The 17,982-nt window shown below is 52.8% G+C and carries 20 protein-coding genes and 1 pseudogene; 16 read left to right on the forward strand and 5 right to left on the reverse strand.

Features of this window, described 5'->3' with window-relative positions; translation table 11 throughout:
* Nucleotides 1–661 precede the first annotated feature (661 nt).
* The 4 genes from FH061_RS28565 (at nt 662) to FH061_RS28580 (ending at nt 2,506) form a co-directional block, all read left to right on the forward strand.
* Nucleotides 662–892 (forward strand): type II toxin-antitoxin system HigB family toxin, encoded by a 231-nt coding sequence (locus tag FH061_RS28565; RefSeq protein WP_225984954.1) that lies wholly within the window; start codon nt 662–664, stop codon nt 890–892.
* Nucleotides 893–897: 5 nt separating this feature from the next.
* Entirely contained in the window at nt 898–1,314 is a 417-nt protein-coding gene (locus FH061_RS28570) for a helix-turn-helix domain-containing protein (protein WP_225984949.1), read from the forward strand.
* Nucleotides 1,315–1,595: 281 nt separating this feature from the next.
* Nucleotides 1,596–1,934: a transposase gene (locus FH061_RS28575; protein ID WP_225984950.1), complete on the forward strand. Its 339-nt coding sequence runs from the start codon at nt 1,596–1,598 to the stop codon at nt 1,932–1,934.
* Nucleotides 1,931–2,506 carry a DDE-type integrase/transposase/recombinase gene (locus FH061_RS28580; protein ID WP_151639238.1) on the forward strand — a complete coding sequence of 192 codons (576 nt, stop codon included), beginning with the start codon at nt 1,931–1,933 and terminating at the stop codon, nt 2,504–2,506. Before FH061_RS28575 ends, FH061_RS28580 begins: the two co-directional genes overlap by 4 nt.
* Nucleotides 2,507–2,701: 195 nt before the next feature.
* On the opposite strand, the gene FH061_RS28585 is transcribed toward FH061_RS28580, so the two are convergent.
* Nucleotides 2,702–3,988, reverse strand: coding sequence for an IS110 family RNA-guided transposase (locus tag FH061_RS28585; protein WP_151639239.1), 1,287 nt, complete (start codon nt 3,986–3,988; stop codon nt 2,702–2,704).
* Nucleotides 3,989–4,056: 68 nt separating this feature from the next.
* On the opposite strand from FH061_RS28585, the gene FH061_RS28590 reads away from it, so the two are divergent.
* The 4 genes and pseudogenes from FH061_RS28590 (at nt 4,057) to FH061_RS30785 (ending at nt 5,907) form a co-directional block, all read left to right on the forward strand.
* Nucleotides 4,057–4,338, forward strand: coding sequence for an integrase core domain-containing protein (locus tag FH061_RS28590; protein ID WP_225984951.1), 282 nt, complete (start codon nt 4,057–4,059; stop codon nt 4,336–4,338).
* 44 nt (nt 4,339–4,382) lie between these two features.
* On the forward strand, nt 4,383–4,949 hold the full coding sequence (locus tag FH061_RS28595) for a hypothetical protein (RefSeq protein WP_151639240.1): 567 nt from the start codon (nt 4,383–4,385) through the stop codon (nt 4,947–4,949).
* A gap of 104 nt (nt 4,950–5,053) precedes the next feature.
* Nucleotides 5,054–5,341 (forward strand): annotated as a pseudogene (locus tag FH061_RS31950) (sensor histidine kinase); the annotation flags it as partial.
* Nucleotides 5,342–5,757: 416 nt separating this feature from the next.
* The gene (locus FH061_RS30785; protein WP_192805311.1) at nt 5,758–5,907 is read left to right on the forward strand and encodes a hypothetical protein; all 150 of its coding nucleotides are present in this window, start codon (nt 5,758–5,760) and stop codon (nt 5,905–5,907) included.
* Between the two features lie 518 nt (nt 5,908–6,425).
* On the opposite strand, the gene FH061_RS28610 is transcribed toward FH061_RS30785, so the two are convergent.
* Entirely contained in the window at nt 6,426–6,725 is a 300-nt protein-coding gene (locus FH061_RS28610; protein ID WP_151639243.1) for a hypothetical protein, read from the reverse strand.
* A 765-nt stretch (nt 6,726–7,490) separates the two neighbouring features.
* On the opposite strand from FH061_RS28610, the gene FH061_RS28615 reads away from it, so the two are divergent.
* From FH061_RS28615 to FH061_RS28645, 8 genes are all read left to right on the forward strand, one after another.
* Nucleotides 7,491–8,177, forward strand: coding sequence for a c-type cytochrome (locus tag FH061_RS28615; RefSeq protein ID WP_151639259.1), 687 nt, complete (start codon nt 7,491–7,493; stop codon nt 8,175–8,177).
* Nucleotides 8,178–8,239: 62 nt separating this feature from the next.
* Entirely contained in the window at nt 8,240–9,481 is a 1,242-nt protein-coding gene (locus FH061_RS28620) for a c-type cytochrome (protein ID WP_151639244.1), read from the forward strand.
* Between the two features lie 8 nt (nt 9,482–9,489).
* Nucleotides 9,490–9,666 (forward strand): hypothetical protein, encoded by a 177-nt coding sequence (locus tag FH061_RS30790; protein WP_192805316.1) that lies wholly within the window; start codon nt 9,490–9,492, stop codon nt 9,664–9,666.
* 7 nt (nt 9,667–9,673) lie between these two features.
* The gene (locus FH061_RS28625; protein WP_151639245.1) at nt 9,674–10,243 is read left to right on the forward strand and encodes a cupredoxin domain-containing protein; all 570 of its coding nucleotides are present in this window, start codon (nt 9,674–9,676) and stop codon (nt 10,241–10,243) included.
* Nucleotides 10,233–11,858: a b(o/a)3-type cytochrome-c oxidase subunit 1 gene (locus FH061_RS28630; RefSeq protein ID WP_151639246.1), complete on the forward strand. Its 1,626-nt coding sequence runs from the start codon at nt 10,233–10,235 to the stop codon at nt 11,856–11,858. The genes FH061_RS28625 and FH061_RS28630 overlap by 11 nt, the downstream gene beginning before the upstream one ends.
* Complete coding sequence (locus FH061_RS28635) at nt 11,855–12,646, forward strand: c-type cytochrome (protein ID WP_151639247.1); 792 nt, start codon at nt 11,855–11,857, stop codon at nt 12,644–12,646. Before FH061_RS28630 ends, FH061_RS28635 begins: the two co-directional genes overlap by 4 nt.
* A gap of 92 nt (nt 12,647–12,738) precedes the next feature.
* Nucleotides 12,739–13,203, forward strand: a complete 465-nt coding sequence (locus FH061_RS28640) for an MgtC/SapB family protein (protein WP_151639248.1) — start codon at nt 12,739–12,741, stop codon at nt 13,201–13,203.
* A gap of 446 nt (nt 13,204–13,649) precedes the next feature.
* A complete protein-coding gene (locus tag FH061_RS28645; RefSeq protein WP_151639249.1) occupies nt 13,650–15,053 on the forward strand; it encodes a PAS domain-containing sensor histidine kinase in 1,404 nt (467 codons plus the stop codon).
* Nucleotides 15,054–15,648: 595 nt separating this feature from the next.
* On the opposite strand, the gene FH061_RS28650 is transcribed toward FH061_RS28645, so the two are convergent.
* The 3 genes from FH061_RS28650 to FH061_RS28660 all read right to left on the reverse strand — a co-directional run bounded on the left by FH061_RS28650 (nt 15,649) and on the right by FH061_RS28660 (nt 17,844).
* A complete protein-coding gene (locus FH061_RS28650; protein ID WP_151639250.1) occupies nt 15,649–16,290 on the reverse strand; it encodes a YitT family protein in 642 nt (213 codons plus the stop codon).
* Nucleotides 16,291–16,423: 133 nt separating this feature from the next.
* Nucleotides 16,424–16,849, reverse strand: coding sequence for a bacteriohemerythrin (locus tag FH061_RS28655; RefSeq protein WP_151639251.1), 426 nt, complete (start codon nt 16,847–16,849; stop codon nt 16,424–16,426).
* Nucleotides 16,850–17,403: 554 nt separating this feature from the next.
* Entirely contained in the window at nt 17,404–17,844 is a 441-nt protein-coding gene (locus FH061_RS28660; protein ID WP_151639252.1) for a universal stress protein, read from the reverse strand.
* Nucleotides 17,845–17,982 lie beyond the last annotated feature (138 nt).

Raw genomic sequence — 17,982 nt, forward strand, 5'->3', positions numbered from 1 at the left:
AGCGGGAAAGAGGGTTAGACAGCAAGTTATTGATTCAATGGGATTATTTGGAAAATGCTTCCCGCAAACTGGCATAAATGCTAGGTCTGCCTACCGTCGTTATCTGCACTAAAAACGAGGGGACCCCTAACACTGGAGCTTACATACATGCCCGATTTCACCCCCCTGCGCCGGCGCTCGCCTTGGCAATCTTTACATAGTTAGCCATTCGGCCAGCTGCCCCAACTATTGCTAGATTCGGTGCCACATCTATTCTTCTACTGTTCTTTTGTTCGACTGTACCAGTCCTCGCTGGTCGAGTATTTACTCACGTACTCAAAAGTCAGAATGTTTTAGTACTTGAGGCTGACTTTGAACTACATGACATTCCATCGAGGAATATTATCAAAAATAGAATCGCATAAGAAACAACAGTGAGGTCTACTTCGCAGTTTGCGAAGTTCGCAAATTGCGTATATACTTGCTGCAAGAGTGAGCCAGGTGTGGAATGTGGAGGAACTGGCCTCTCAGGGCGGAAATGCTTGGCGGCATTTCCAACTTCAACATGAAAGGGAGAAGCGAATGGTTAATGTTCTACTAGTTACAAGGGGAAGGTATGCGGGTGATGGCACAAAGTTCGCTGGCGGCTTTTTGGGCGCGGCATCCTGAAGCAGAAAGGGTGATGCGAGAATGGTATAAGATCGCATCAAACTGCAAAGCCAAAGACTTCAACGAACTAAAGCAGACGTTTGGATCGGCAGATTATGTACCCAGCAAGTACACAATCTTTGATGTCGGTGGTAACAAATATCGGGTCATTTGCGTAATTCATTACAACACGCAAATAATGTACATCCGAGAGGTCTTACTCCATAAGGAGTACGACCTCTGGAATAGGAAAAATCGGGGGTAATTAACGTGAACACGAACCGTGGCAGGCTCTCAGAGCTCGCCAACGCGTGGAACGCTGTTCAATCCATAACTCAGCTTCGTCCAATTCGGGACAACGTTGAGTTTGAGCGAATTCACGCACTCGCCGATAAGTTGGCGGACGAGGTAGGGGATGATGAGAGTCATCCTCTTTTCTCGATGTTTGAACTCGTCTTGCAACTTATTGGTGACTGGGAATCAAAAAATGTGGTGATTCCAGATGTAGAACCGCGCGACGTACTACGTCATCTGCTAGAGACCAATAATCTCAAACAGAAAGATTTAGGTGAAATTGCGTCGCACACTTTAATCAGTGACATACTCGCCGGTCGACGCGAGATTAGTAAGCGACTAGCAAAGGCTCTTGCCGAACGTTTCAACGTAGACGTCGCGGCTTTTGTATAAGTCATGTAGAAAATCGAATTTTTTATAGCCTTCCCAACCTGTAGTCCTAACTTGCTTTTCATGAAGTAATGCCCTTTTGAACTGAAGTCATTTGAGTGAACTGCTAGATCTCACGACAGCAGCCATTCTCACCGCCAAGAGCTCTTATGAGCACGGAAGCCCGCGTCTTTCTCAATGGACGCGGGCTTTTTGTTTGAGCAGCTGATTCACGCAGCCGTGGTGGCTGGGGAGTCTGTGCAAACATACAGCTATGTGTAACGACCCACTGAAAACCTGCTCAGGTGATAATCACGAAAGGGAATCACATGAGCATGACGATGGAAGAAGAATTCAAACGGTGGACCGCCAAGCGCAAGGCTGCGTTGGTTACCGAAATCATTCAGGGTAAAACCAGCGTGGCTGAAGCCAGCCGAGCGTTCGACATCCCGCCTTCAGAAATCGAAGAATGGGTTGACGAAGGACGCAAAGGCCTGGAAAACGCACTGCGCGCCAAGCCGCTGGACGTCAAGGAACAGTATGAGCGGCAGATCAAGGAACTGCAGGAGGCCTACGGCGAGGCAATGCTTGAATTGCGTGCTCGAAAAAAGCTGCAGTCCCTGCTGGGCGAGGACGAGAAGTGATCGAGACGATCCGCCAGGGACTCAAGGAAGACGGCTTTACCGTCTCGATCAGCAAGATCTGCCAGTGGTTCGGCGTGCCGCGCAGAACGGTGTATTACAAGCCAGTTAGGTCGGCACCGAAGGTCCAGGACCGTTTCGCCGGCCCGATCAAGGCCATGATCGACGAGAATCCGTCTTTCGGTTATCGCACGGTGGCGCACCTGCTGGACTTCAACAAGAACACCGTGCAGCGCATCTTCCAGCTCAAGGGCTGGCAAGTCAAAAAGCGACCCATCGGCTTCCGACCGCGGGTGCAAGCGTTACCCTCGGTGGCTAAGGCACCGAACGAGCGTTGGGCGACGGATTTGTGTCGGGTCTGGGCTGGTCGAGATGGCTGGGCAGTGCTGGCCCTGGTGATCGATTGCCATACCAGGGAGCTGCTTGGCTGGCACCTGTCCCGCTCTGGCAAGGCCAAGACCGCCGAATCGGCGCTGGAACAAGCATTGATCGCCCGCTACGGGACCTTGGGGCGTGTGCCAGTGCCGTTTCTGCTTCGCTCCGATAACGTACTAAATGCAAGAGGTATCGGCTAAAAAGGTAAAAGTATCCCGGCCAAGCGGAATTAGCCGTTTGGCAGCTACAAAGAGCAGGCACAACAGTCCAGTGTTCTTCCACGTAGTGAGATCCTTGCCTGACCATAGTAGACACAAGATTCGAAGCAATTGCCGCCACGATCTTCACCGTACCTAAAACAGCATAGGGAACCCAGTGGAAGGTCCGAGCATTATCTACGGAGTCGCATGCGCTCCAACGGCAACTGAGTGAGGGATCGATCCACTGGGTAAAGCTTGTTCAAAGAACTGCCGATACGGCTGGTTCGTCTTGACGATACTGTAGGCTACGCGTGCCATCTTGGCTGCGACTGCGGTAAGCGCCTTTCTACGCAAGTCCGCATTCTTGGGATCAGCCTTGATATAACGCTCGTACTTGTCTCGAAACGAGTTCTCACGCATACGTACTGCGCCTGCGCCGGCGAGCCAGAAAGCCAGACGCAAGCGGGCGTTACCTCGCTTGGATAATTGTTCGCGGCCACGTTGATTTCCTGATTGCTGCTTGGCCAGATCAAAGCCACAGTACTTTAGGAACTGCCGATGATGGGCAAAGCGTTTAACGTCTCCAGCTTCAGCCAGAATCGTTAGAGCAATAACAGGACCTACCCCGGGTAATGTCTTGAGATGTTCGAAGGCCTCATTACCTGCAAGTACTTGTTCCGCGCGCTCTTCGATACTGGCCCTTAACTGATTTAATTCCTGATAGCGCTTCAGAGTCACGCGAAACATCTCTACCGCCAGTGAATCAGGAGCGTGAGGCAGCGCGGCACTCGAACCGGCGATCTCCCATATCTCCTCAAGCTTGGCTTGCTTATTCACTTTGCGACCGACCAGATCCCATGCTGCCAGCACAAAGGCCTCCTGCGAAAGCGACCTTACATGAGCGGGAGTTGGAAATCCAATGAGAAAACGGATAAACCATTCATTGCGGGTAGTCGCCCAATAGCGGTGCATCTCTGGAAAGTAAAGCGGTAGTCCATGATTGATCAGTGAGTTCTGTGCCTTCGTACGTGCGCGTGATACCTGGTAATAGGTCTTGGCGATTTCCTGCAAATCATGAGTGCCAGCCACCATAGGATCAACATACCGTTGATAGGCCTGACGGCGCAGCATCTCTAGAATCACCGCAGCATCCTTCGGATCGTTCTTGTCCCAGGAATTGAACATGGCATCACGATAGCGGGCAACAGCAACCGAGTTGATTCCAACGACTTCAAATCCCGCCATCAGAAGACGATATGCGATGGGACGGTGATAGTCTCCCGTAGGCTCTATACCAACGCGACATGGGCCGGATAATGATTGAAGAAAGCCAATCAGGCGGTCATAGTCAACCGCAGTATTGCCCATCTTGAAGCGGTGAAGTTTGCCAGCCGCGGTTTCCAGCAGGACATAATTCCAATAGCGAGCAATGTCGATTGCCACTAGATTGAGCGCAGGTGTAGCATTTGTGGTGTCAGCCATCTCAGGTTCCTCCTTCGGTAAACGGACAAACAGAAGGATGCTCCTACTCTTGATGGCTGACATTCTGCATGTACTACGGCCTCGTCTTCACCAGCCGCAGCTACACAGCGCTGGTCAGAAGCTATGGTTTGAAGCAGGAATTCATTACACCGCATTGCCCGGAGCAGAACGGCATGGTGGAACGGGTGATTCGTACACTGAAAGAGCAATGTGTACACCGCCATCGGTTCGAGACGCTGCAGCATGCGAGCCGGGTCATTGCAGACTGGATCGGCTTCTATAACACGCGGCGTCCGCATCAAGCGCTGGGCATGAAAACGCCTGCTGAGGCATTCGCTTTAGCAGCATGATCTGAGCAGATTCGGCTGGGTCGATACAGTTTGTCGGCCGCTACTTGAATGAGGAACTTCAAAGCAATCTTGAAGGCAGGCTCAAGCGCCAAGCAGGACGGATGGGGATGGGCGGAGACGACCGACGCTTCGAAAGAATTGGAGTCGCCTGTCTTAACGCACGCGAGCGTTTGGAGGGTGAGATTGATTTGTATATTGTCAGTTTGGCAAATCGTCAATCTGCGTCACCAATCCCACATGTCGTCCAAAACTACTCGTTTCAACAATCGGCAATCGGAAGCTTCCAAACTGGAGCAAACTCGGTAGCAAATGTTCATCAGAATGTTGAACAGGGGGCGCATCCCCAACTTATCGCTGCACTGAACAATTTGAAAGCAGAATTGGCAAAAATCGATCGTCTTGCCGCTCATGACAAGGGTGAGATTATTGAGATTGTCGATGATGGGGCAACAGAGGCTGCTAAGCCGAAGCCAAATCAGACCAAGTTGAAGTCGTATCTGGAAACCGTTGGGACGGCGGTGAGCGGTACGGTCAGCACCGCAGCAAACCTCAAGCCAGCGTATGAGGGGGTGAAGGTTGCAGCGGCGCTCATTGGCATCAACTTGCCATAAAATGTGCTTCGGTCCCTCGTAAGTTAAAACGGAAGGGTTAGAACCAGATTTATGAAAGTTTCTTTTTGGTAATTTATTGACATTATGCGTATGCTGCGAAATTCACGTCCACTGGTGGTTTGATTCAGGTCACCCTAGAAGCGAACGCTCATGGCTACATCACCAGAATCACAGACAACGGGATAGGCATATCTGACAACATGTTGAAGAATATATTCAACATGTACATGCAAGTGAGGAACCCTTCCCAAGTTGGCCCAGGTGGCCTGGGAATTGGCTTGGCATTGGTACATAAACTCGTGGACTTGCATGGCGGGCACGTTGAAGCGAGAAGCGCGGGTATTGACCAAGGTTCCGAATTCATTGTGTATCTTCCAAAAGCAAATGTGTAAGTGTTCACTAAGCAGGTGGACAAATATTCTTTTCCACTGTGCGCCTGAGCCAGAATTTGCGTGAGCGCACGCCTGAGGTTTGCAGTGCTTCTTGGTTCGATAGCCCATTGAGGTGGTTGATGAACGCTGCGACCTGATCGTCGATTGAGGTGAACTGTTTATTCGCGCAGATCGCATCCTCTCCTTGTCCCCATAACGTGTCCATCGGGTTGAGTTCCGGCGCACGCTTGGGCAACCACAGGCGCCGGATGCCCAGGCGTGCCGCCAGGACCTGTGAAGCATGCCATTAGGTTCACCGCAGGCATCATGCTTACCAAATTTCTGACGTTTCTGTTTTCCGGTCTCGGTCTCTGTGTTCTCGCGGTATTGTTAGTTGCGCTGCTGTACTGGCTGAAGCTCTAACTTTCTCGTAATCCATGAGACATATTCTGATCGTGGACGATGCTAAAGAGATCGTCTATTTGTTCCGCAAGAGCTTCGAGGCACGGCGCTTTCGCGTGACAGCAGCCCATAGTGGAGAAGCGGCTTTGCAGGCCATCGGCGATGATCCATCGATGGGGGGGTGACCGACTTCCGTATGTTGGGTATGGATGGCGACGAGCTCATCAATCGCATAAGAGAGCGCCAACGGGACGTTCCTGCAACTATCGTGACGGCTTATGCGACAGATTCACCCCCGAAGGTTGGCAATACGCACGTGTTCAGTAAGCCGGTGTCTCCACTGATGTTGGTCTACCGGATGACTGATCTGTTGATTGACGTAGAGACCGCGCGCAATGCAGGAAGCAGTAACACATATGCGTCGTAAGGCGGCAGTCACATTTACTGTCATTAACTTCGCTGTTAGCAACACCTAATACCAATCCCAAGGCATAACGTGACAGATGGGATCGATGGATTTTTTCGTCTGGCAAGGCGTGGGAGGAGTCCATAGCGGGGCTATGGATGACGAGCGCAACGCGGGCAGGCGGAAAAAGACGCAATCTCATGGCATGTTATGCCTTGGGATTGGTATTAGGTAACACCATCAATCAGGTGTTCCGCAGCACCACAGTCGGCAAAGGTTAGACATCGTTGCACATCGTCAATGACGCTCGACTTCAAGCAGGCTTTTCTTATCCAGCATAAGCAGTCCATAGGCACGCTGTAGGTATAAGGCGAACAGGTGGTCGTCTCGGATTTTTGCCAAAGCATCTTCGGGCGAATCACACAAACCAACGGCTAACCCTTGGCGACAAAGGGAAAAAGTAATGTATGCAACTCCAGATTCCGTGCGATGCACTTCGGGCCGTGAAATAGTCCAAGGTGGCGCGGCGTGCCGCAGCCAGTCGCCAAAATCTTCTATACGTGCGAGCTGTTCATCAACGTTATGGTCTTTTTCCATTGCAATATTGATAATTTCGGATTTGGTGAATACTGACCGTGTCCTATGTGACGATAGCTTTACGCTTCAGGACGACCGTATGTCAGAAAGCATACGGACCGCTGTTCGGTTGAAGATGTTCCATCGATCTCTCATAAGAGATCGATAAAAACGATCAGACTACACATTGGTAGGTTGTAATGCGTTATCGCCGGGCGCATACACACAACTGGCAGATGACGTAGCATGTGGGCGCAGCGCCACCGTAGTGACAGTCGCTCCCATTCAATTGACCAAGACAAAATATGGTTTTAAAACCCTCATCGCCATTAATAATGGGAGCGGCTTCAATATTCTTTAACGATACGTTATGTTCATAATAATATTGACTTAGACAATCCACTCGAATTCATTGAAAGATTGATGCAATCTCAGATATGCCGAATTGCTGGAGACATATAACCGCGAGCTGCATACGCAGACTGCTTCTATATGACGAGGTGGATTGGGGCCTTGTAGAAGGTCCAGGCGATTTTGTATCCTCAGAATGCATCCGGAAGCACCCTATCTCGTTTCTTGAAACGGGATGTCGATAACGTTGAGGATGTCCACTCCGTTGAGTCAAATCAAAGATAGCAAAATTCTTTAAACCCAAAAGAATCTTTGATCCATAGTAGGGTCTACCGGGAATTGCAGGTGTTATAACAAAGCAGTCAACCAAGCTGCTTGCATCTCTGGTGGAGGCAATGCGTGAAGCCACAAGTTTTCGGACTTCTGTTTTATTCAATGGCGGCACTTTCATCAAGTGCCAGCGTCGCTCAGTCAGTTACATCCCAACCTACCCCGTTACCCCCGGACACAATGAAAGAGCGTGTTCGCGGCTGCGTCTCATGTCATGGCGAAAACGGCCGCGGAACGAATAATGTTTATTTCCCGCGTCTTGCCGGCAAGCCGGCTGGCTATTTGTACAACCAGCTTGTCGCCTTCCGCGAAGGACGACGCAAGTACGCGCCGATGAATTATCTTCTTGCGTATCTGCCGGATGAGTATCTGATGAAAATGGCCCAGTATTATGCTGACGCACGTGAGCCATACGAAAACCCGGGGCCTCCAGCAGTATCGCAGTCGGTTCTTATGCGTGGCCAGACGCTCGTCACCAAGGGCGATCCAGGTAAGAATATTCCCGCGTGTGCCACGTGCCACGGTACAAACCTAAGTGGCCGGGAGCCAGGCATTCCCGGGCTAATCGGCCTGCGGCCCGATTACATCAGCGCCCAGCTTGGCGCGTGGCGCTATGGTACACGTACAGCGATTGCGCCGGATTGCATGCAGTTGATTGCTGCCAGGATGACGGAAGAGGACGTCGCAGCGGCCTCCGCGTGGCTTGCCGCAATGCCGATTCCTGCAAATACGGAACCAGCCAAGCAGTCCTCTGAACGGCTGCCTCTTGCATGCGGGAGCCAAAAGCCATGATGAGGAGAAGTAAGGTGCTATCGTCGGTCATCCGTACCCAAGCCAGAAGTGTAGCTGCGACCATGGCGGCACTCGCAGTTCTTCTTTTGCTGGGTGCTGCACAAGCCCAAACCGCCAAACCAGGACGTAGCGCATCACCCGCACAAATTGAGAAGGGCAAGTATCTGGCAGCGGCCGGGGACTGTATCGCATGCCACACCGTGCCCGGACAAAAAATCTTCTCCGGCAACAGGCCCATGCCTACGCCATTCGGCACTTTGTACGCTCCCAATATTACGCCCGATCCGAAAACCGGCATTGGCAAATGGACTGCCGATGATTTTTACAAGATGATGCACACCGGGCGTTCCCGCGATGGCTCGTTGCTGTATCCGGCCATGCCCTTCGCGTCCTACACCAAGGTCACTCGTGAAGATACGGACGCCATCTTTGCCTACCTGATGTCGGTTCCACCGGTCGTGCAGCAAAACCGGCCGCATGACCTGCGCTTCCCTTATAACAATCGCAGCCTGTTGATCGGCTGGCGGACTTTGTATTTCCAGGAAGGCGAGTACCAGCCGGACAAGGCGAAATCTGCTGAATGGAATCGCGGTGCTTACCTGGTGCAGGGGCTTGGGCACTGCGCAATGTGTCATACCCCCATCAATGCGCTCGGCGGTTCATCGGAAGCCAAAGCCTTTCAGGGAGGGCTCATTCCGATGCAGCATTGGTACGCGCCTTCTCTGACTTCGAACAAGGAAGCCGGCTTGGGAGAGTGGGACATCAAGGACATTATGGACTTGCTCCAGACTGGCGTTTCCCGGCGTGGGACTGTTTACGGCCCAATGGCGGAAGTTACCTACAACAGCCTTCAACATCTGACGGATGACGATATCAGGGCGATGGCGGTGTACTTGAAAGACATACCCGACAAGGAGACTACCGAGCGGGGTCCAAGTCCGCTCATCAACAATCCAGAAGCGACGCAGCTCTCCATCGATGGCCGGCGGGTCTATGAAGCGAAATGCGCTACCTGCCACGGCACGGATGGCAGGGGCATGCCGCCTCACTATCCTCCGCTGGCCAATAACCAGTCCATCGAAATGACTTCTGCGGTCAATCCGATCCGGATGGTGCTCAATGGTGGGTATCCGCCTGGCACAAAGAAAAATCCCATGCCTTACGGAATGCCACCTTTCGCACAGGAGCTTTCCGATGTCGAGGTGGCAGCAGTTGTGACCTATATCCGAACAGCCTGGGGCAACCGGGGCACCCCTGTCAGCCCGCGTGAAGCCAATGAACTGCGTTCCGCAACCTTGGAGTGACTGCCTTCATGATTTACGAGCCGCCCGAAACACGTATTGGAATACCCGAGACCAACCAGGAGGCTGTCGATGAAATCGTCAGCCAGGGGCCCGGAGGAGCACTCGCCGTTGCAGGAACTGCGGTCCTGATCGTCCTCGCCATCTGGTTTGCCTTCTACTTCTTTGTTTTCATCCCGAGAACCTGAGCTGCCTATGCCGAACACCAACGAAGCGATGCATCACCGCAGTGAACAGGTCGCCGCCAGGGCGGAAACGCGCTGGGCCATTTTTGTGATTGGAATCATTGCGCTATTGCTTGGAATGATCGCGTACACGAGTCTGCACTTCGTCATGATGCCAACCAAGAATGTCGAAACGATCAACCCTTCAACGCTTCACCTGGCAGGAGAATTCACCGAAGACAATCTGGGTTCGGCCGTTGAACCGGATGGCTCGGTCACCGTCCGAATAGTCGGCCAGCAGTACTCCTTCACACCACAATGCATTCTTGTACCGGATCAGACGCCGGTGAAGTTCCGCGTCACCAGCGCCGATGTTATCCATGGATTCATTATTGCCGAGACCAATGTCAACGTCATGCTGGAACCGGGTTACATCTCTACATTTGACACCAGATTCAAGAAGCCAGGCATGCATGTCATGCCTTGCCATGAGTTTTGCGGGGTAGGGCACGCCGGAATGTGGGCGAGGGTGAAGGTTATTGACAAAGAGACTTTCTTCAAGCAGGCAGGCAACGAGCGGAGGCAGAGCTGTGTTCAATAGCAAGCGACTTGTTCTGGCACACTTCTGGGTAGCCTTCATTGCATTCTTTATCGCCTTGCTTTTGGGCGAATGGCAGATGTATGTCCGCAGCCCTCTGCACCCGGGCCTTAGCAATCCCGAGCTGTATTACCGGTCCGTCACCGCGCATGGATCGGCAATGGCTTACGTTTTTCCTACACTGGTAGCCATGGGCTTCGGCTACGCGATCGTCGAGCTGTCGTTGAAGCGGCCACTAGTAGGGATTAAGTGGGCTTGGATAGGATTTTACCTGTTGGTGATCGGCACCGTTGTGGCCATGGTGCCAGTGGCAATGGGATTGGCTTCGGTGCTGTACACCTTCTATCCTCCAATGATCGCCAATGCTTTCTTTTACATTGGCATTGTATTGGTGGTTGTCGGTTCCTGGATCTGGGTCGCGCTTATGTCGATCAATTTGCGACTTTGGAAGAAAGACAATCCCGGTGTTCCGATCCCTCTTCCGATGTTTGCCAATGTGGCCGGTGCGTATCTATGGGCCTGGACATCGGTGGGCGCCTCGCTTGAAATTTTGTTCCAAATACTCCCCGTTGCATTGGGTTTCAAGTCGACCATTGATGCGGGTTTGGCGCGCGTCCTGTTCTCATGGACGTTGCATGCCATTGTGTATTTCTGGCTGTTCCCTGCCTACATTGCGTTTTATACAATCATCCCACGAGCAATCGGCGGCAGACTCTATAGCGACACGATGGGCCGGGTTGCATTTGTGCTCTTCCTCGTGTTCTCCATGCCCATTGGCATCCACCATGTCTTCCAGGACCCGCAGGTAGGTGAGGGCTTCAAATTCCTCCACGCCATCTTTACCGGGATGGTATCAGTACCGACGCTGCTCACTGTGTTCACGATTACCGCATCCGTAGAGATCGCAGCCCGTCTGCGTGGCGGGAAAGGAGTTCTAGGCTGGGTCAAGGCGCTGCCTTGGAAAAACCCGATGATGCTGGCAATTGCCTTCTCCTTCATCCTCCTTGGTTTCGGCGGCGCTGGTGGCATCATCAACATGAGCTATCAGCTGGATTTCACCGTACACAATACTCAGTGGATCACCGGGCACTTCCACCTGATCTTCGGTGGTGCCATTGTCATCATGTACTTTGTCATCGCTTACGATCTCTGGCCACATCTAACCGGAAAAGCGCTGGAGAGCATTCGTCTCATGCGTATTCAGTTGTGGCTTTGGTTTGTCGGAATGATCGTGGTGACCTTCCCGTGGCACTATGTGGGCATTCTCAGCATTCCGCGTCGCATGGCCTATTTTGATTACAGCGACCCGGCCATTGCCCCCCAAGCCGTTTCGGTCATCATCACCTTCCTCGGTGGTCTGTTGCTCGTTGTCTCGGCAGTCCTGTTTATCGTCATCCTTCTTCGCGGACACCGAGCATCACGCATTGAATTGCCAGAATTTCGCTTTAGCATGCCGGTACATCAACCGAAGACTGTTCCGATTGCCCTGAACAGCTTTGCGCTGTGGCTGACACTGATGATTGCACTGACGGTGGTGAACTACGGCTATCCGATTGCCAAGTTAGTCGGCATGAAAGAGACATCAGTTCCGGCGATACCAGTAGGAGTCAAGCGATGAGCACGGAGCGCCTCTTCTCTCTCAAGAATCCCTGGTTCGTTTATTCGGTGGTGGGTGTCGCTGCTATTGCTCTCATTGCTGGATTGATTGGTTTTGTTTGGGTACCTTATCGGCAGGGGAATCAAACTATAGCAGGGCTCTGGGATGCTATATGCCGTGCTGCAGGTGTGCCGATCGCCACGCAAGGCGAAAGTGATAGAGGAGAAAAGGTTATACGTGCCAGTGAAGTCATTGTGACGCCACAAATGCTTTCTTCTGATAGCTTGTCGATCGGCCGTGGCGCAACGTTGGCAATGCGCTGCACGATGTGTCATGGCGCGCGCGGCATGAGCGGCGCCGACACGCCAAATCTGGCAGGGCAGTACCCCGAGGCGATCTACAAGCAGCTGCGAGACTTCAAGTCAGGGCATCGCAAAAGCGAGCTGATGGCACCCCATGTCAGAGACCTGAGTGACCAGGACATGCGCGATTTGTCTGCCTATTACGCGTATCTGCCACGCGTCGCGCCGCCACCGGACCTAGCGGAGCAGATGAGAGCTCCCGCGATCGTTCAGATTGGTGCACCGATGCGCAATATTGCACCTTGTGTTTCCTGTCATGGGGGAAGCGATTACAAAAACGCGAGTCCATTGCTGGAAGGCGCTTCTGCTTCCTACATACGTGAACAATTGCAGGCATTTGCCAATGGCACGCGCAGCAATGACATTCATGGACAAATGCGTAATATCGCCAGGCAAATGACGCCCGAGGAAATTGAAACGGTCGCCCGCTACTACTCCAGGAGATAAGCACATCGTGGAAGAACTAAGTCGAGTTGCGCGATCAGATGCGGCTTCAAAAACAGATACGAACGTACTCCAATCCAGCGAGAAGAAATAGGATGCTTTGGCAAGAGATTTTAGTAGTCCTGCAACATGAGTTTTCCGATCTATCCAATATCAACGACATCACGCGAGTCTCCGTCAGGCTGCTCGTCGCTACAATTTTGGGCGGAATACTTGGCTATGAACGTGAGGCGATCGGTGCCTCTGCGGGACTACGCACGCACATGATGGTGTCTTTGGGCGCTGCCCTTTTCGTCCTAGTTCCATTGCAGACCGGGATGGCGGTGGAAGACGTATCAAGGGTGATCCAAGGGTTGGCGGCCGGTATAGGGTTCCTTGGAGCTGGCGCCATTATGAAACGCTGGGAAGCCAGTGAAATCCATGGGCTCACGACGGCGGCCGGCATATGGCTGACTGCAGCGATTGGCTGTGCTGCCGGAATGGGACACGAAGCAACTGCGGTTTTGAGTACGGTACTGGCGCTGATCATCTTTTCTATGCTTCGCATTACAAAAAAATAAGGCTAAAGCGTTATTATCAAGACACTCACATTGCGGTCGTCAAGAGCATGTGTGCGACGGATCTTTAACATTATCCGGCGTCCGTCATCAGCGACGCTACCCTGATCGAAGTCGCATGTCGAAATAGGGCGTCGACGCAGCCATTCGTCGAAATTTCATCATAGGCGAAAGCTGGCTAGAACCGCGCACTGCGTAGGCACGGGATTCACAGGATGCCGCATGGGCCGAAGACTCCCGCTCGTCGTCATGGATCAAACGTCGATACCCGATCCCAATTTTCGGCAGTGCGCCAAAATCAGTCATAATGTCAATTACGCGCGCTCTTCCGCCGAAAGCGGCATTTTCGAGGACAAACATGACGACTGTGAACGCGCCACAGAGTCTGGCCGCACAGGATAGCGTGGGCATGGAAGGAGCGGCTTTGGTCGACTCTCGGAGCCGCAGGCGTGGCGCGCTGGACACGCAGCCTGGGTGGCTCCTTTCACGATCCTCAGCCCTCATGGAGCGAACTGACAGGGCAGGCTCAAAGCGAACTCGCAGGTTTTGGTTGGCTCGACGCCGTCCATCCAGACGACCGTGATCGCGTTCGATCGTATTGGGCTCAAGGCGCAAAAGGCGCCGTGCTCGGATATCGGCTTCGCGACGCGACGGGGACTTGGCGCGAAGTTGAGGAGCGCACGGCGCGTTTCGACGGATCCGACGGCTTGCCCCCGCAAGCCATGGGCATCATTGAAGACGTTGGCGCTCTGCGCCGAGCACAGCAGCGACTTCGGCTGGCCCTGGATGGCGGGAGGATGGGGACTTGGGACATCGACCTTTCGACTGGAAGGATGGAGTGCTCGGGCCAGTGCAAATTAAATTACGGCAGATCTCCCGATGTCGAATTCACTTACGAGGAGTTGGCGGCCTCGGTGCATCCAGATGACTTTGAACGCTGGCAGGCTGTCGTGGCGCAAGCAATCGAATGCGGCGGCGAATTCGGCATCGATTACCGCACGGTGTGGCCCGACGGCTCGATCCATTGGGTTTACGTGCGTGGAAGTTGCGATCTAGACGATCAAGGGCGCGCGGTGACGCTTTCGGGCGTTTCTATCGATGTGACTGACCGCAAGCGCGCGCAGCAACTGGACCAGGAACGTGCCGACGCAGCTACGCTTGAAAGTCGCAAGAAGTCCGAGTTCCTAGCCATTTTGGCTCATGAGCTTCGCGGGCCGCTCGGGCCGGTTCTAGGAGCGTTGCAAGCTTTGCAGATGCGCGGTGACGATCCCAAGGACCGGGAATGGCTTCGAGCGCTAGCCGAGAGGCAGATTAACCACATGGTGGTGTTAATTGACGACTTGCTTGACGTGGCGCGCATCGAGCGCGGCGAGATTCGATTGCGACTCGAGCGAATTGACATGCGAACACCGTTGCGGCTCGCAATCGAAGCTTGCAATTCTTTCATGGAGTCGCGTGGACAATGTTTCGAAGAGGTCGGTTTCGACCGTCCGATTATCGCAATGGCCGACCCCACGCGGGTTGCGCAAATGGCGTCAAATCTGCTCAACAATGCCGCAAAATACACGCCGCCGCGAGGCCTCATTCGATTGGAGCTGAGTCAGCGAGACGCGTGGGCCGAGATATGCGTGATCGACGACGAAGTCGGCCTTGACCCCACGGCGTTGGAGCGTGTTTGCAATATGTTCGAGCAAGTGGAAAACCAAAAGGCGCAAGCCCAAGGCGGTTTAGGCATTGGATTAGCTCTCACACGTCAACTGGTGCAGCTTCATGGTGGGTTGATAGCGGCACATAGCGAAGGAATCGGCCACGGCTGCCGATTTTCAATCACTCTCCCATTGGAACAAGCTTGACCCGTAACCGTTGCATTTGTGCCAAACCAGCTTTGGGCAGATCAGCTTCAGCGATCCCCTTCACGGCCCATACACCTTCGCCCAATCGCAAATTGGGCTAGATTTCCGAAGTCAATCTTGTCCATTTCTCGGGGTAGGGTCACAGGAACGGGAGCGAGCTAATATGGACGGTGATCTGTACGAATTTCGGTCTGCGCTCCGTACATTGTTATGCCGTGTAACCTCTTATCGAGCAAACATGCGTCGCCAAACCGGACCATACAATTCAAGCTGAATAGCCGAGGGTCCGATATCTGGAGAATTGAGACATCCATAAGGGTCGCGTCCGGAAGTTAGTCGGCTAAATGCCAATGGCTGGAATTGAACAAGTAGCAGCCGCATAAGATTTCTGCGCTGGGGAGGGCGGCCTTAGAATCCGATTGTCTACACTATTGGCAGAAGGGCATTTTTCGACATTCAAGGCAATAGTTATATAGCCGAGACTTGTTGTAGGTCTTTGCCCAGCACTCGCATCGCGGCGTGTATGACGTTAGAACTTGATGCTTATCTCGAAGGCTTCCGAGAGCAACCGGCTACGTGGACTGGCCACGTCTTGTCAGCACTGTTCTGCACTCTTTCCGGTATAGCGGCCAGCGCGATGGTTGTTGGCGAGCGTCAGATTTAGAATCACTGTCGCGATCAGCGAAATAAGGGCCGTGTGAATACTGGTCGTCATCGCGAACAGCAGCAATACCAGGCAGTCCAGCGTCAGCTGCGTAAAGCCTGTACGCAAGCCGAATGCCTCCTGCAGATACAGGCAAAGAATGTTGAAGCCGCCGAGACTTGCATTGTGACGAAACAGGATCAGTAGGCCAACGCCGGCGAGCAGACCGCCGGATATCGAGGCGAAAATCAAATCAATGCCGTCAAAGCGCACCAAGCTTGGGATGGCCTCGCAGAAGGCCGACAGCAGGAGCACGGAGCCGAGCGTCTTGATGGTGAAGCCCCATCCCTTCTTTCTTACCGCGAGAATGTAGAAGGGAAGGTTGATCGCAGCAAAAAACAAACCGAAGCTGATGCCGATCAGCTGGTGAAATAAAAGTGCGACACCGACAATGCCTCCTGTCACTAGACCAGCTTTGCTTAGCACTGTAACACCAATAGACGCCAACAAGGTGCCGGTAAAGATTGCTTGCAGGTCTTCGATTGTCGTATGAGTACTGGTTAAGCTTATCTGGCGTGTCGGAAGAAGTGGCATCGCTGTATCCCGAAAAGAGTCGGCGCAGTCCTATGCGTTTGAGTACTTGGGAACTGCAGACCACGACATCTGCGTTCGATCATGGATGCTGCCGTGAGCGGTAAGGAAAGTGCTTTGATTCCCTGGGCCGATTTCAAGCGGTGGCGCACTCCGCCTCCGAAGCTTCAGCATGCTGCAGAAACAATGCAAGCATCCTGTCCATGGTCGCAATATGGAAATGGAGCCACTGGGAAAAAAGGCCGCCAATTTCCCGACCCTCAGCAATTGCGCCTTCCTTGGCACGCAGACAAGCCTGCTGAAGCGCATTAAGCGCCTGGGCATGCTGGTCGCGGTGGCATGAGATTCCTGGGAAGCCAATTTCTTCCATTGCCTGCTCCTCTTCCTTGAAATGATCATGGACGTCCTTGAGCAATGACTCGAGCGCCGCAGCGAATTCAGCATCGGCAACTGATGAAAGATGGTCAATCCTATCATGCAGTGCGCGGTGAGATTCATCCATGAAAGCGATACCTAGCGCGAGTGATTCCGAGGATGATTCGGGAGAAGGATTGAAGCACATACTTGCTTTCGTACAGAGTCAAATGGCAACGGAGGGCTGCATTGGCTGTGTCGGAATACCGACCGGCCCGACGCAGGAATGATAATGTCATTTGGCGACGCCCGAGTTGGCGGAGTAGTGCATTGGTCCGGCACAAACGCGGCTTATGCCAACGCCTCTCAGTCGCCAGGAAGCGATGTTAGAAGTAGCGCCCCGAAATTTGATTGATCTAGGTCAATTTATTTAAAAGCGTCCTGGCACAGCCAATGACGCTTGCTTGACATCTGTGCTGATCACTTTGAATAACAGCTGACAGTTGAAAACGCCGGGCAGGAACGCAAAGGACAGGGTCGTATCGACGTTCGATCAGAAGGCATCCCGGAGACATCAAGCTCATGAGAGGAGAGGCAGAGGGGTCTATCGCTTTGCAACGGACGTACATGGGAAATTCGCCCGTTAATTCGCCTCACTACTTCTCGGCAGAATGTTCCTCTCTTATGGGGTTGAAGATACCAGCAACCTCTTTGCCATTAAGGGCGACTAAAGCCAGAGAGCGAGACGATCATGGACGCTGCTTAACGGAAGACCATGACTGGAACCGGGGAGTCTGCCAGTACTCGCTGCGTTTCGCTGCCTAGCAGGAGTTTGCTTATGCCTCTGCGTCCGTGAGAAGCAATGAAGATCACATCGCAGCCAAAGCGTTCCACGGCTGCAATAATCTCTCCGCTGGGATCAACTGAGCATGGCGTCGTCGTTTCACATGGCACCCCTTGTTTCTGCGCCTCGTCGGCGAGACGCTGAACATATTGTTTGGAGAGACGAAGCGCATCGTGCTCAACTTCCTTCTTGTAATTGGAGATCGTGGATCCTTCGGTTAGATATGGATACACAAAGGGATGAGCTACCGAAATCGCCACGATTTTTCCATTATTCGTCTTGGCCGCTTCGATCGCAGGTCCAAAGGTTTTTTCCGCCAACGGCGATCCATCAGTTGGAACAAGTATGGACTTGAACATGACGATTCCTTTCTAAGCTAATGAAATAAAGAATTTCAGCATCCTTCACCATCCGGACACATGCATGCCAGCAGTCAAATCTATATGCTTTGCCAAAGCATAGTCTGCAATGCAACCGCCATTGTTTTCAACGTCGTT

This window comes from Noviherbaspirillum aerium, from assembly GCF_008929045.1.
Lineage (GTDB): Bacteria > Pseudomonadota > Gammaproteobacteria > Burkholderiales > Burkholderiaceae_D > Noviherbaspirillum > Noviherbaspirillum aerium.

Bases quoted from the DNA above. Each gene is read 5' to 3' on its own strand.
- FH061_RS28565 (WP_225984954.1), top strand. From the start codon at position 662: ATGCGAGAATGGTATAAGATCGCATCAAACTGCAAAGCCAAAGACTTC.
- FH061_RS28585 (WP_151639239.1), bottom strand. From the start codon at position 3,988: ATGGCTGACACCACAAATGCTACACCTGCGCTCAATCTAGTGGCAATC.
- FH061_RS28590 (WP_225984951.1), top strand. From the start codon at position 4,057: ATGTACTACGGCCTCGTCTTCACCAGCCGCAGCTACACAGCGCTGGTC.
- FH061_RS30785 (WP_192805311.1), top strand. From the start codon at position 5,758: ATGAGACATATTCTGATCGTGGACGATGCTAAAGAGATCGTCTATTTG.
- FH061_RS28610 (WP_151639243.1), bottom strand. From the start codon at position 6,725: ATGGAAAAAGACCATAACGTTGATGAACAGCTCGCACGTATAGAAGAT.
- FH061_RS28615 (WP_151639259.1), top strand. From the start codon at position 7,491: ATGGCGGCACTTTCATCAAGTGCCAGCGTCGCTCAGTCAGTTACATCC.
- FH061_RS28620 (WP_151639244.1), top strand. From the start codon at position 8,240: ATGGCGGCACTCGCAGTTCTTCTTTTGCTGGGTGCTGCACAAGCCCAA.
- FH061_RS30790 (WP_192805316.1), top strand. From the start codon at position 9,490: ATGATTTACGAGCCGCCCGAAACACGTATTGGAATACCCGAGACCAAC.
- FH061_RS28625 (WP_151639245.1), top strand. From the start codon at position 9,674: ATGCCGAACACCAACGAAGCGATGCATCACCGCAGTGAACAGGTCGCC.
- FH061_RS28635 (WP_151639247.1), top strand. From the start codon at position 11,855: ATGAGCACGGAGCGCCTCTTCTCTCTCAAGAATCCCTGGTTCGTTTAT.
- FH061_RS28640 (WP_151639248.1), top strand. From the start codon at position 12,739: ATGCTTTGGCAAGAGATTTTAGTAGTCCTGCAACATGAGTTTTCCGAT.
- FH061_RS28650 (WP_151639250.1), bottom strand. From the start codon at position 16,290: ATGCCACTTCTTCCGACACGCCAGATAAGCTTAACCAGTACTCATACG.
- FH061_RS28655 (WP_151639251.1), bottom strand. From the start codon at position 16,849: ATGTGCTTCAATCCTTCTCCCGAATCATCCTCGGAATCACTCGCGCTA.
- FH061_RS28660 (WP_151639252.1), bottom strand. From the start codon at position 17,844: ATGTTCAAGTCCATACTTGTTCCAACTGATGGATCGCCGTTGGCGGAA.